The sequence below is a fragment of the Pseudomonas sp. FG13 genome, assembly GCF_057809755.1.
The window spans coordinates 1-12,310 of the sequence record NZ_JBMDKO010000085.1; the positions used below are offsets into that span (position 1 = coordinate 1).

At 64.0% G+C, this 12,310-nt stretch carries 12 protein-coding genes; all 12 read left to right on the forward strand.

Features of this window, described 5'->3' with window-relative positions:
• Positions 1–191 precede the first annotated feature (191 nt).
• The 12 genes from cbiE (at position 192) to ACODTO_RS29015 (ending at position 12,225) form a co-directional block, all read left to right on the forward strand.
• Positions 192–1,403 (forward strand): precorrin-6y C5,15-methyltransferase (decarboxylating) subunit CbiE, encoded by a 1,212-nt coding sequence (gene cbiE / locus ACODTO_RS28960; RefSeq protein WP_464710285.1) that lies wholly within the window; start codon positions 192–194, stop codon positions 1,401–1,403.
• On the forward strand, positions 1,396–2,493 hold the full coding sequence (locus ACODTO_RS28965; RefSeq protein ID WP_139646665.1) for a cobalt-precorrin-5B (C(1))-methyltransferase: 1,098 nt from the start codon (positions 1,396–1,398) through the stop codon (positions 2,491–2,493). Before cbiE ends, ACODTO_RS28965 begins: the two co-directional genes overlap by 8 nt.
• The gene (locus ACODTO_RS28970; RefSeq protein ID WP_489107441.1) at positions 2,490–3,206 is read left to right on the forward strand and encodes a cobalt-precorrin-6A reductase; all 717 of its coding nucleotides are present in this window, start codon (positions 2,490–2,492) and stop codon (positions 3,204–3,206) included. Before ACODTO_RS28965 ends, ACODTO_RS28970 begins: the two co-directional genes overlap by 4 nt.
• A gap of 536 nt (positions 3,207–3,742) precedes the next feature.
• Positions 3,743–4,036 (forward strand): helix-turn-helix domain-containing transcriptional regulator, encoded by a 294-nt coding sequence (locus ACODTO_RS28975; protein ID WP_257225662.1) that lies wholly within the window; start codon positions 3,743–3,745, stop codon positions 4,034–4,036.
• Positions 4,037–4,183: 147 nt separating this feature from the next.
• Entirely contained in the window at positions 4,184–4,582 is a 399-nt protein-coding gene (locus tag ACODTO_RS28980) for a DUF2946 domain-containing protein (RefSeq protein WP_139646669.1), read from the forward strand.
• A gap of 51 nt (positions 4,583–4,633) precedes the next feature.
• Positions 4,634–5,113, forward strand: coding sequence for a copper chaperone PCu(A)C (locus ACODTO_RS28985; protein WP_489107442.1), 480 nt, complete (start codon positions 4,634–4,636; stop codon positions 5,111–5,113).
• Between the two features lie 54 nt (positions 5,114–5,167).
• The gene (locus tag ACODTO_RS28990) at positions 5,168–5,572 is read left to right on the forward strand and encodes a DUF2946 domain-containing protein (RefSeq protein ID WP_489107446.1); all 405 of its coding nucleotides are present in this window, start codon (positions 5,168–5,170) and stop codon (positions 5,570–5,572) included.
• Between the two features lie 82 nt (positions 5,573–5,654).
• Positions 5,655–7,781 (forward strand): TonB-dependent copper receptor, encoded by a 2,127-nt coding sequence (locus ACODTO_RS28995; protein WP_489107443.1) that lies wholly within the window; start codon positions 5,655–5,657, stop codon positions 7,779–7,781.
• Positions 7,782–7,903: 122 nt separating this feature from the next.
• Positions 7,904–9,283 (forward strand): PepSY-associated TM helix domain-containing protein, encoded by a 1,380-nt coding sequence (locus tag ACODTO_RS29000; RefSeq protein ID WP_489107444.1) that lies wholly within the window; start codon positions 7,904–7,906, stop codon positions 9,281–9,283.
• A gap of 202 nt (positions 9,284–9,485) precedes the next feature.
• A complete protein-coding gene (locus ACODTO_RS29005) occupies positions 9,486–10,274 on the forward strand; it encodes an ABC transporter ATP-binding protein (RefSeq protein WP_139646677.1) in 789 nt (262 codons plus the stop codon).
• The gene (locus tag ACODTO_RS29010) at positions 10,271–11,218 is read left to right on the forward strand and encodes an ABC transporter substrate-binding protein (RefSeq protein ID WP_489107445.1); all 948 of its coding nucleotides are present in this window, start codon (positions 10,271–10,273) and stop codon (positions 11,216–11,218) included. Before ACODTO_RS29005 ends, ACODTO_RS29010 begins: the two co-directional genes overlap by 4 nt.
• Entirely contained in the window at positions 11,215–12,225 is a 1,011-nt protein-coding gene (locus ACODTO_RS29015; RefSeq protein WP_139646681.1) for a FecCD family ABC transporter permease, read from the forward strand. The genes ACODTO_RS29010 and ACODTO_RS29015 overlap by 4 nt, the downstream gene beginning before the upstream one ends.
• The last annotated feature ends 85 nt before the right edge of the window (positions 12,226–12,310 follow it).

The following is a 12,310-nucleotide window of genomic DNA, read 5'->3' on the forward strand; positions in this document are numbered from 1 at the left end:
AAATTAAGTGGGCAACCTCATTCAAATGTGGGAGCGAGCCTGCTCGCGATAGCGGGCCGTCTGTGATGATGATGTTGAACGGAACACTGCCATCGCGGGCAAGCCTTGCTCCCACCGGCGCGGTATGATGGCGGCCCGGTTCGCGGGACTGATGTGCCCGTCGAGCAACCCTACCCATTCGAGGAACAGAGATGACCCCCTGGCTGACCGTAGTGGGCATCGGCGAAGACGGCTTCAAGGGTCTGGGCCGAACGGCTCGCCATGCCCTGTTGCGAGCGACGCGCATTCTCGGCAGCGCTCGCCAACTGGCGTTATTGCCGGTGTGCATCCGCGGCGAACGGGAGCTGTGGCCAAGCCCGTTTTCCCTGGAACCACTGTTGGCGCGACGGGGCGAGCCGGTGTGTGTGCTGGCCAGCGGCGACCCCATGTTCTATGGCGTCGGCGCCAGCCTCGCCAAACACCTGCCAAGCGAGCAGATGCTGGTCATCCCGGCCCCATCGTCATGTTCGTTGGCGGCGGCGCGCATGGGTTGGCCGCTGCAGGAGGTGGTCACTGTGTCGCTGGTGGCGCGTCCTCTGGCAGCGCTCAATGCCCATTTATCCACAGGCGTCCGGCTGTTGTTGCTGAGCAATGACCGCCACAGTCCCGGTGCAGTGGCGTCATTGCTGCGCGAGCGCGGGTTCGGCCCCAGCCCCATGACTGTGCTGGAACACCTTGGCGGCCCGGCAGAACGGCGGATCGAAGGCTGCGCAGCACACTGGTCCGAGCCAGACGTCACCGACCTGAACCTGATCGCCGTCGAGTGCCGGGCCGACCCTGCGGCGTTGCGCCTGTCACGCCTGGCCGGTTTGCCGGACACCGCGTTCGAACATGACGGCCAATTGACCAAGCGCGATGTGCGCGCCATCACCCTGGCCCGTCTCGCCCCGATGCCCGGCGAATTGCTCTGGGACGTTGGCGCAGGCAGCGGCTCCATCGGCATCGAATGGATGCGCGCGCACCCGGCCTGCCGAGCCCTGGCCATCGAGGCCGACGAAGGCCGCCAAGGGTTGATCGAACGTAACCGCGATACCCTCGGCGTGCCCGGCCTGCAACTGATTCGCGGACGAGCGCCCCAGGCCCTTGAGGGACTGGAGCGACCGGACGCCGTATTCATTGGCGGCGGCGTTACCCGTGAAGGCGTGCTGGAAGCCTGCTGGGCCCAACTCAAGCCCGGCGGTCGGCTGGTCGCCAATGCCGTGACCCTGCAAAGCGAGATGACGCTCATGAACTGGCGCGAACTCCATGGCGGCGAACTGACCCGCATCCACATTGCCCAGGCCCAACCATTGGGCGAGTTCGACACCTGGCGCCAGGCGTTGCCGATTACCCTGCTGGACCTGGTAAAGCCCCTCGATGCGTGACGAAACCGCCGAACAACCCGCGCCCCTGCGCAGCGGCCTGACCACCGGCAGCTGCGCCACGGCCACCAGCCTGGCGGCGGCGCGCCTGTTGCTGCAAGGTCATTGCGCCGATGCCGTGGAGATCGTGTTGCCCAAGGGCAAACAGGTGCAGATGCGCCTGGAGTTCTGCCGGTTGACCGGCCAGGGCGCCGAGGCCGGGACGATCAAGGACGCCGGCGACGACCCCGACGTGACCCACGGTGCGTTGCTGTTTTCCCAGGTGCGGCTGACCGCCGAACCGGGGGTGCGCTTCATTGCCGGGCGCGGCGTCGGCACAGTGACGCGACCGGGCCTGGTGCTGGCGGTCGGTGAGCCGGCGATCAACCCGGTGCCGCGCAAAATGATCGGCGATCACCTGGACCGGCTGGCCGAAGAAACCGGCTATACCGGCGGTTTCGAAGTCACGGTCAACGTCGAGGGCGGTGAAGCCCTGGCCTTGAAGACCATGAACCCACGCCTGGGCATCCTCGGCGGACTGTCGATCCTCGGCACCAGCGGCATTGTCCGGCCCTTCTCCTGCGCGGCCTACATTGCCTCGATCCATCAAGGCATCGACGTGGCGAAAACCAACGGTTACCTGCACATCGCGGCCTGTACCGGCAATGCCAGCGAAGACACCATGCGCCGGGTCTACAACCTGCCGGAAATCGCCTTGATCGAAATGGGCGACTTCGTCGGGGCCGTGCTCAAGCATGTGCGCAAGGTTCCAGTGGACAAGCTCAGCCTCTGCGGCGGCTTTGGCAAGATCAGCAAACTCGCCGCCGGTCACATGGACCTGCACAGCCGCCATTCGAGCATCGACCTGCCACAACTGGCCGACTGGGCCGCCGCAATCGGCGCCGGCGAAGTCTTGCAGAAAGGCATCCGCGAGGCCAACACCAGCCAACAGGCCCTGGCGATGGCCAGTGCCGCAGGCATCGCCCTCGGCGATGCGGTGTGCGAGCACGCCCTGGCCTTCGCCCGTAGCGTCGTGCCGCCCCAGGTTCAAGTCGAAGTCTTCGCCATCGACCGCCAAGGCGGGATCGTCGGCCACGCCGGAGCCTTTACATGAAACGCATCCTGCTGCTGGGCGGCGTCACCGAAGCCTTGGCCATCGCACGCACACTCGGCCCTGAACACATCTACAGCCTGGCGGGCGTAGGCCGTGTCCCCACTGACCTGACCTGCCAGGTACGCGTCGGCGGCTACGGCGGCGCTGAGGGCCTGGCGCAATTCATCCGCGACCAGAGCATCAGCCTGCTGTTGGACGCCACCCATCCCTACGCCGCCCAGATCAGCCACAACGCCGCCCACGCCGCCCGCACCTGTGGCGTCCCCTGCTGGGCCCTGCGCCGCCCGGCCTGGCAGCCCCGCCATGGCGATGACTGGCGCGAAGTGGCCGACTGGGCCGAACTGATCCAGGCCCTGAAACCCTTCCACCGCCCCCTCTTCACCCTCGGCCGCGAACCACTGCAACATCTGCATGAAATTCCCCCGGAGCAATTCTGGACCCTGCGCGCCCTGGACGTGTACCCCGGCAACGAACGCTGCGAAGTCATCGGCGCGCGAGGGCCGTTCCATATCGACGGCGAACGGGCGCTGTTCGAGCGGCGGCAGATCGATGTGCTGGTCAGCAAGAACAGTGGCAGCACCGCGACCGAGCCGAAACTGGAGGTGGCGCGGGAGCGTGGGGTGCCGGTGTTGGTGTTGAGGCGGCCGGTGTTGGCGGGGGTGGATCGGGAATTCTGGACGCTGGATGAGATGTTGTCGGCGCTGTCGATGTAACTCTACCGACCTTCACGATCCGGCCGCACTGAGACTACGAACCCAGACTACATCGCCTTGCGCCGCTGCCTACAACTGCGCCAGAATCCGCCGGCTTGTGGACCTGGGAGCGCATCGGTAGCTTGGACTCCGTCACTGCCCCTCAGTGATCGGGTTTAGTCGCCCGTGGCTTTCAGCTGGTTCATAAGCTCCGTCCAGTCAGGTATTCAACCTGCACTTGATGGTGGTTGTGCGCAGGGCGCCCTCGGGCGCGCCGGTAATGCTGAACTCCCCGGTCGACTAACCTGCGTACAGCCGCCTCCCTTCGTTTAGTCGCGAAGCCGTTGCGGTGGCGAGGAGGGTTTAGCGAAACGTCACACCACTGCGCTTTGTGGGAGCAAGGCTTGCCCGCGATGAACGCGACTCGGTTCCAAGATAAACCGCGTCGGCTTCATCGCGGGCAAGCCTTGCTCCCACAGTGTCTACTCAGCCCAACGGGGAATAAATCTTCTCGCCACAAATACTCACCAGCTATTGGAGTCTTTGAAGGTAGTCCCATGGCCCTCACACGAAACTACAAACACACGATTGTCGAACGCACCAGGCGTGACCCTGAGTTTGCTCAGCTACTGTTGGAGGAGGCGCCCTCAATGACCGGAACATTCACACGCTTCGATGCTGCTATTTATCTCAAAACGCCTGAGGAAATGACTCCGTATCTGGATGCCTGTTTCGACGAGGACGATGGCGACGGCGTACTGGTACGAGCGGCTCTCGACGATATCGCTCGAGCAAAAGACATGACGCCAATTGCCCTCGATGCGGATGGTGACCAATTGAACGTCGACTGATATCTCGCCACGACAGCGCTCATATGGCGATCTGTTGCTACTGTTAACACGAGCCCTGCGACCCTACACCGCACATGGCTTTTTTACTTCCAGCCTGCGATCAGGCTAAATACCGCCACCTGATCGCCCAACCGAGCGGATTCGCCCATGTCCCGACAACGGCTTGCATTTGCCTGGATCGCCTGCTTCGCAGTGCTGTTCAACATGCTTGCCATGCCGCTTTCCGGCAGCGGGGCAGTGCAGAAGAACTCGCCGGTCGAGCAGCTGTTGTGGGGCAGTTTCTGCTCCTCCAGTGGCACGAAGCTGGTGGCGATTTCCCTGGGCAAGCTCGAACAGGGCACGCCCCGCAACGACGACCATTCGACCATGCAGCATTGCTGGTGCTGCGCAGGCTCGGCGTCGTTGGTGGCGCTCACTGGACAGGCTCCGCGGCTGTATCTGACTCCACAGCCTGCCCATCACGGCCTTGTCCACCTGGCGTTCGACAGCCCCACACCACGCCAACAATGGCCGAGTCTCAACCCCCGCGCCTCGCCTCTGGTCTGATTCCCACCGCATAAAAACAATTGCGTCCTGAATCGTTCCGGAGAATCACCCATGTTGAACAGACTCATCCTGCTGGCAGCCCTGCTGCTTCCCGTCGGCTTCGCCCATGCTCATCAGTACAAGGTCGGCGACCTTGAGATTGCCCATCCCTGGTCCCAGGAGCTGCCGCCCAACGCGCCCACCGTGGCCGCGTATTTCGTGATCCACAACACCGGGGCAACGGCGGACAAACTGCTTAGCGTCGACACGCCGATTGCCGGCAAGGCCGAGCTCCACGAACACGTGAAGCAGGACGACCTGATGAAGATGCAGCCCGTGCCTGTGGTTGCGATTGCTCCTGGCGCCACCGTCACTTTTGCCCCCATGGCTTACCACGTCATGCTGCTGGACCTGAAGGACCGCAGCCTGCTGAGCGACGGCAAGCGCTTCGCCATGACCCTGCATTTCGAGAAAGCCGGGGATGTCACGGTCGACATAGTGGTGCAGAAAAAAGCCCCCGACGGCACCATGACCGAAGCCCACATGCACTGATAGCCGGCCATGGGTCTTCTCCGCGCCAGGCCTGACATGCCCCGCCGCCAGCCGATGAGACTGGCACGCGGCAGCTGGATCAGCCTGTTCGCCATGCTGATGATCTTTATCGGTCCACTGATTTCTCAGTCGATGCCGATGGATCAACGCATGTCTTCGTCCATGCCTATGACCATGGATATGGACATGAGCATGGACATGTCCGCAGGTGCTCACACCGGACATGAGGCAACGGCAGCCGAACACTGCCCGCCCCAGAACGAGCACCACGCGCTGTGGGAAAAATGCGGCTATTGCAGCCTGCTGTTCAACTGCCCGGCCTTGCCCGGAGGGCAGTCCCTCGCCGTTTTCGACTCCCCGACGGCCAACACCTTCACCAGCCCTTCACCACGTCTGGGCCATGCCCGGCCGGCCTTCTTCCCGGGCGCCCGTCCCCGCGCACCGCCCCTCGACGCGTAAACCCGACACTTACCAACCCGGTCGCACAAGACAGCCCCAGGCTGCCCGACCGTGTCGCCTACGTTTGTTCGATGGAATCATCATGTCCAGGTTTCCTGCCGGCATCGCTTTGGGCACTGCCCAGGCCAGTTGCCCTCCAAATGAGGCACGGGTGCGTTTTCACCCTGCCGTCGCCGCCGTGTGCGGCCTGTTGCTCACGTCTCAAGCACTGGCCGATGAGCACGACCATCATGAAAGCCAAGTCGAGGAACTGAGCCCGACGGTCATCACCGCCATCGCGCCCAGCTCCCCTCTGACCGTGGTCACCAACCCCAAGGACCCGCGCCAACCGGTCCCGGCCAGTGACGGCGGTGACTACCTCAAGAGCATTCCCGGCTTCGCCCTGGTGCGCAACGGCGGCACCAATGGCGATCCGGTGCTGCGAGGCATGTTCGGCTCGCGACTGAATATCCTCACCAACGGCAGCACGCTGCTGGGCGCCTGCCCCGGCCGGATGGACGCGCCCACCTCCTACATCTCACCGGAAACCTACGATCAGCTCACGGTGATCAAGGGCCCGCAAACCGTGCTGTGGGGCCCCGGCGCCTCGGCCGGAACCATCCTGTTCGACCGCAAGCCGGAACAGTTCGGAGAACTGGGCACGAGGGTCAATGCCAGTGTGCTGGCCGGCTCCAACGGTCGTTTCGACAAAGTGCTGGATGCTGCTGCGGGCGGGTCGTTGGGCTACGTAAGAGTGATCGGCAACACCGCTCATTCGGACGATTACCGCGATGGCAATAACGACACGGTGCCGTCGCGCTACGACAAGTGGAACGGTGACGTCACCCTTGGCTGGACGCCGGATACCGATACGCTGCTGGAGCTGACCGCCGGCAAGGGCGACGGCGAGGCGCGCTATGCCGGGCGAGGCATGGACGGCGCACAGTTCAAGCGTGAAAGCCTAGGGCTGCGTTTCGAACGGTCGAACCTCGGCGAAGTGCTGGATAAGATCGAGGCACAGGTCTACTACAACTACGCCGACCACGTGATGGACAACTACACGCTGCGCACGCCTTCGGGCACCGGGATGATGGCCGGGCCCATGGCGTCCAACGTCGACCGACGCACGCTTGGCGCACGCATCAAGGCCACCTGGCGCTGGGCCGATGTGCAATTGATCAGCGGCCTGGATGCCCAGACCAACGAACATCGCCAACGCAGCAGCATGGGGATCGATACCTACAAGGAACTGCCGCGCACCAAGGACGCCGACTTTCACAACTACGGTGTCTTTGGTGAACTGACCTGGTACGCCGCCGACCGCGACAGGTTGGTGACCGGCGCCCGCCTCGACCGGGCCTCGGCCAAGGATTACCGGCAGAGCGTCGGCTCCGGCATGATGGTCCAGCCCAACCCCACTGCCGACAAGACCCGCGCCGATACCCTGCCCAGCGGTTTCGTCCGCTACGAGCACGATCTGGCCGACAGTCCCACGACGGTTTATGCCGGCCTGGGCCACGCGCAACGCTTCCCTGACTACTGGGAGCTGTTCTCGCCGGATAACGGACCCACCGGCTCGCTGAATGCCTTCGATTCGATCAAGCCAGAAAAAACCACCCAGCTCGACTTCGGCCTGCAGTACAAGACCGAAACCCTCGAAGCCTGGGCCTCGGGTTATGTCGGGCAGGTGCGCGACTACATCCTGTTCGACTACACGCCCGGCATGATGGGCAGTACCTCTCGGGCCGAAAACATCGACGCACGGATCATGGGCGGCGAATTGGGGGCGGCCTACCAACTGACTGAACGCTGGAAGGCCGACGCCACCCTGGCCTATGCCTGGGGCAAGAACAGCAGCGACGGCAGTGCCCTGGCACAGATGCCGCCGCTGGATGCGCGCCTGGGCCTGACCTACAGCGCCGACCGCTGGAGCGCCGGAGCCTTGTGGCGCGTGGTGGCGGCGCAGCACCGGGTCGATGAGAACAGGGGCAACGTGGTGGGCAAGGACTACGGCACGAGCTCGGGCTTCGGGGTCTTCTCCCTCAACGGCGCCTATCGCATCAACACGCATTGGAAGGTCAGCAGCGGCGTCGACAACCTGTTCGGCAAAGCCTACGCGGAACACTTGAACCTGGCCGGCAACGCCGGATTCGGCTATCCGGCCAGTGATCCCCAAGCCATCAACGAACCGGGGCGCACGCTCTGGACCAAGGTGGACATGAGTTTCTGACAACATCGCGGGCAAGCCTCGCTCCCACAGGCACTACCCAACCCTGTGGGAGCAAGGCTTGCCCGCGCTCGGTCGCACAGCGACTACATAACAAACACATTTGCCAAGCGGAGCGCTTTTCGATGAGCCAACCGAAACCGAATTTCTACAACCTGGCCTGGCGCTGGCATTTCTATGCCGGGCTGTTCGTCGCGCCGTTCATGGTGATGCTGGCCTTGACCGGCATCATTTACCTGTTCAAACCGCAACTCGATCCACTGATGTACGGCAGCCTGCTGAACGTACCGGCCGGTCATCACACGATGGCCGCGGACGACTTGCTCCAACAGATCCGCCGGGCCTACCCCGAAGCGCGGGTCAAACAGTACCTGCCACCGGCCGACGCCGAGCGCAGCGCGCAGTTCGTGGTGATCGACAAGGGTCGGGAGCTGAACGTCTTCATCGATCCCTATCACGGTGACGTCCTCGGCGAACAGGACGCCAAGAACAACCTGCAAGCCATGGCCAGGGCCATCCACGGCGAACTGCTGATCGGCACCGTCGGTGATCGGCTGGTGGAAATGGCCGCCGGCTGGGGCGTGGTGCTGGTGGTGTCGGGGCTGTACCTGTGGTGGCCCCGCGGGCAATCCTCGGCCGGGGTCCTGTGGCCGCGCTGGAACGCTCGCGGTCGGCTGTTCTGGCGCGACCTGCATGTGGTCGTCGGCTTCTGGGGCGCGGCGTTGCTGCTGGTGATGCTGCTCAGCGGCATGACCTGGACCGGCTTCTGGGGCAAGCAGTATGCCGAGCTCTGGAATCGCTTCCCGGCTGCGATGTGGAACGACATGCCCAAGTCCGACGTCGAAGCCGGCAGCCTCAACAACGCCCACCGCCAGACCGTGCCTTGGGCCGTGGAGAACACACCGATGCCGATGTCCGGCGATCATGCCGAACACATGGCCCACGGTGGCATGCACGAGGGTCCTGCGGCGCCGACCATCCGCCTGCAAGCGGTGCAGGACATCGCCGCCGAACACAAGGTCACGCCGGGCTACAGCATCACCCTGCCGACCACAGCCACGGGAGTGTTCACCATTGCCGTGTTCGCCGACGATCCGCGCAATGACGCGACTCTTCACGTGGACCAGTACACCGGCAAGGTCCTGGCCGATGTGCGCTGGGCCGATTACAGCGTCGTCGCCCGCGCCACCGAAACCGGCGTCATGTTGCACGAAGGCAAGATGTTCGGCCCGGCGAACCAGATCGTCGTGCTGCTGATCTGCCTGATGATCCTGCTCAGCGCGGTGAGCGGCATGGTGATGTGGTGGAAGCGCCGGCCACAGGGCAAGTTCGGCGTACCGCCCCTGCGTCACGACCTGCCAACGTGGAAAACCGGGGTGTTCATCATGCTGACCCTGGCCGTGGTGTTTCCCTTGGTGGGGGCGTCGCTGGTGGTGGTGTGGCTGTTCGATCGGCTCTTCACCCGTTTCAACCGCCAGGCTGAAGTGGCTTCATCTTCAAGTTGAAGACAGTGCGTTAACGGAAGGCGGCGCGAAACCTCTACAATCGCGCCCGCTGCCGAACGGTAGACAAAACCCGCAAATGTGGGAGCGAGCCTGCTCGCGATAGCGCTGGATCAGCCAGCACAGAGGCGCCTGATCCACGGCTATCGCGAGCAGGCTCACTCCCACAGGGATTGTGTCTTAACCCGATCATTTGAGTACCCGCATGACCTCGCTGACCCTCTCCCACCTCGCCTGGACACCCCTGGGCCATGGTCACTGCCATCACCAGTTCCAACTGCGTGACGCCACGTTGCAGGTGGCGGCCGGGGAGTTCGTCGGGTTGATCGGGCCCAACGGCAGTGGCAAGACCAGCCTGCTGCGTTGCGCCTATCGGTTCAACCCGCCGGAGAGCGGTGAGGTGAAACTCGACCACCACAACGTCTGGCGCCAGTCATCACGCTGGTGCGCGCAACGTATCGCCGTGGTACTGCAGGAATTTCCCGACGCCTTTGGCCTGACGGTCGAGGAAGTGGTCGCCATGGGCCGCACGCCTCACAAAGGCCTGTTCGATGGCGATAACCACGAGGACCGGCGCCTGGTCATCCAGGCCCTGGAAGCGGCAGGGCTGCAAGGCTTCGGCGAACATGCCTTCGCCACCCTCTCGGGCGGTGAAAAACAGCGGGTGATCCTGGCCCGGGCCCTGGCTCAGCAACCGCAACTGCTGATCCTCGACGAACCGACCAATCACCTCGACCCGCGCTATCAACTCGAACTGCTGCAACTGATCAAGCGCCTGGGGATCGGCACCCTCGCCAGCATCCACGACCTGAACCTGGCTGCCGCCTTCTGTGACCGACTCTATGTCATCGAACACGGCCGCATCGTCGCCAGCGGTGCCCCCAAGGATGTACTGACCACCACGCTGCTGCACGACGTCTTCGGCGTCGAAGCCCTGGTGGATGAACATCCCCTCGCTGGCTACCCACGAATCACCTGGATAACCCAACCATGACCCTGCGTTCCCTGCTGCTCCTGCCGCTGCTGCTGTGCAGCGCCCACGCCCTGGCCGAAGCCACCCGCTATCCATTGACGATCCAGAGCTGCAACCGCCAGGTGGTGTTCAACGAAGCACCCCGGCATGCCGTCAGTCACGACATCAACATGACCCAGATGATGCTCGCCCTCGGGCTCAAATCGCGCATGGCCGGCTACAGCGGCATCAGCGGCTGGAAATCGGTGACGCCGGAGATGGCGAAGATTCTCGATGGCCTGCCGGAACTGGCGGCCAAATACCCCTCGGTGGAAACCCTGCTCAACGCCAACGTGGACTTCTTCTTCGCCGGCTGGGACTACGGCATGCGGGTGGGCGGTGACCTGACGCCACAGACCCTGCAACCGCTGGGTATCCCTGTCTACGAACTGACCGAATCCTGCGCGTTCGTGATGAAACGCCCGGCGGCTTCGCTGGAGGACACCTACAACGACCTGCGCAATCTCGGGAAAATTTTCGATGTCCAGGATCGCGCCGATGCACTGATCGCCGCGATGCAGGCCCAGGTGGCCGAAGTCCGCAAAGACCTGCCAGCCAATCGGCCCCGGGTGTTCCTCTACGACAGCGGTGAAGACCGGGCCATGACTTCCGGCCGGCTGGGCATGCCCCAGGCCCTGATCGACGCGGCGGGCGGGCGCAATATCCTGGACGACGTTGAAACCAGCTGGACCCGGGTGAACTGGGAGAACGTGGTCGAGCGCAACCCCGAGGTCATCGTGATCGTCGATTACGGCGAAGTCAGCGCCGAGCAGAAACAGCAATTCCTGCTGAGCAATCCGGCCTTGCAATCAGTGGATGCGATCAGGCACCGACGCTTTATCGTGATTCCCTACGTCCAGGCCACACCGGGCATCGACAACGTGCTGGCGGTACAAACCCTGGCGCAGGGTTTCCAGCACCGATGAACCCTCGTCGCTATGCCGGACTGCTGATCTTCCTCGGCGCGCTGATGCTGCTGTCGTGCGTGGTGTCCCTGGGCTTCGGGCCGGCGCGGGTACCGGTGGCCGTGGTCTGGGATATTTTGTTGAACAAGGCCTTCGGTATGGGAGAGGTCCATTGGACGGCCGGCCAGGAACACATCGTCTGGCTGATCCGCGTGCCGCGCCTGCTGCTCGGCGCGCTGGTGGGCGCCGGGCTGGCATTGATCGGCGCGGTGCTGCAAGCGGTCACCCGCAACCCACTGGCCGATCCGCACCTGCTCGGGGTCACCTCCGGCGCGACCCTCGGGGCGGTCATCGTGGTGCTGCATGTCGGGGAAATCGTCGGCCTGCTGACCCTGCCCCTCGCCGCGTTCATCGGCGCGCTGCTGAGCATGCTGTTGGTGCTGGCGATCGCCAGCCGCCAGGGTCGCCTGGAAAGCGATCGTCTGTTGCTGTGCGGCGTGGCGGTGTCATTCGTGATGATGGCGGCGGCCAACCTGCTGCTGTTCCTGGGTGACCATCGCGCCAGCTCCGCGGTGATGTTCTGGATGCTCGGCGGCCTGGGCCTGGCGCGCTGGGAACTGCTGGCGGTGCCCGCCGCCAGTGTCCTGCTGGGACTGGTCCTGCTGCTGGGCATGGCTCGGCCGTTGAACGCCCTGATGGCGGGCGAACAGACCGCGGTGACCCTGGGCCTGAACGCGGCGAAGGTGCGGTTGTGGATCTTCCTGATCGCGTCGCTGATGACCGGTGTGCTGGTCTCCATCAGCGGTTCGATCGGTTTCGTCGGGCTGATGGTGCCGCACATCGCCCGGCGCCTGGTGGGTGCCGAGCATCGTCGCTTGCTGCCGGCCTGTGTACTGCTGGGCAGCCTGTTCCTGGTGTGGGTGGACGTGGCCGCCCGGACCCTGATCGCTCCGGAGGACCTGCCGATTGGCGTGGCGACGGCAGCCATTGGCGGGCTGTTTTTCATCGGCCTGATGCGCCGGCGCTGAGCCCCAGAATCCTCTGTCCACAGTAGCCTCCTTGTGGGAGCGAGCCTGCTCGCGATAGCGGTGGATCAGTCTCATCGTCTCTGGC

Excerpts from the sequence above, each read along its gene's own strand:
- cbiE (WP_464710285.1), top strand. The coding sequence starts at position 192 with ATGACCCCCTGGCTGACCGTAGTGGGCATCGGCGAAGACGGCTTCAAG.
- ACODTO_RS28965 (WP_139646665.1), top strand. The coding sequence starts at position 1,396 with ATGCGTGACGAAACCGCCGAACAACCCGCGCCCCTGCGCAGCGGCCTG.
- ACODTO_RS28970 (WP_489107441.1), top strand. The coding sequence starts at position 2,490 with ATGAAACGCATCCTGCTGCTGGGCGGCGTCACCGAAGCCTTGGCCATC.
- ACODTO_RS28975 (WP_257225662.1), top strand. The coding sequence starts at position 3,743 with ATGGCCCTCACACGAAACTACAAACACACGATTGTCGAACGCACCAGG.
- ACODTO_RS28980 (WP_139646669.1), top strand. The coding sequence starts at position 4,184 with ATGTCCCGACAACGGCTTGCATTTGCCTGGATCGCCTGCTTCGCAGTG.
- ACODTO_RS28985 (WP_489107442.1), top strand. The coding sequence starts at position 4,634 with ATGTTGAACAGACTCATCCTGCTGGCAGCCCTGCTGCTTCCCGTCGGC.
- ACODTO_RS28990 (WP_489107446.1), top strand. The coding sequence starts at position 5,168 with ATGAGACTGGCACGCGGCAGCTGGATCAGCCTGTTCGCCATGCTGATG.
- ACODTO_RS28995 (WP_489107443.1), top strand. The coding sequence starts at position 5,655 with ATGTCCAGGTTTCCTGCCGGCATCGCTTTGGGCACTGCCCAGGCCAGT.
- ACODTO_RS29000 (WP_489107444.1), top strand. The coding sequence starts at position 7,904 with ATGAGCCAACCGAAACCGAATTTCTACAACCTGGCCTGGCGCTGGCAT.
- ACODTO_RS29005 (WP_139646677.1), top strand. The coding sequence starts at position 9,486 with ATGACCTCGCTGACCCTCTCCCACCTCGCCTGGACACCCCTGGGCCAT.
- ACODTO_RS29010 (WP_489107445.1), top strand. The coding sequence starts at position 10,271 with ATGACCCTGCGTTCCCTGCTGCTCCTGCCGCTGCTGCTGTGCAGCGCC.
- ACODTO_RS29015 (WP_139646681.1), top strand. The coding sequence starts at position 11,215 with ATGAACCCTCGTCGCTATGCCGGACTGCTGATCTTCCTCGGCGCGCTG.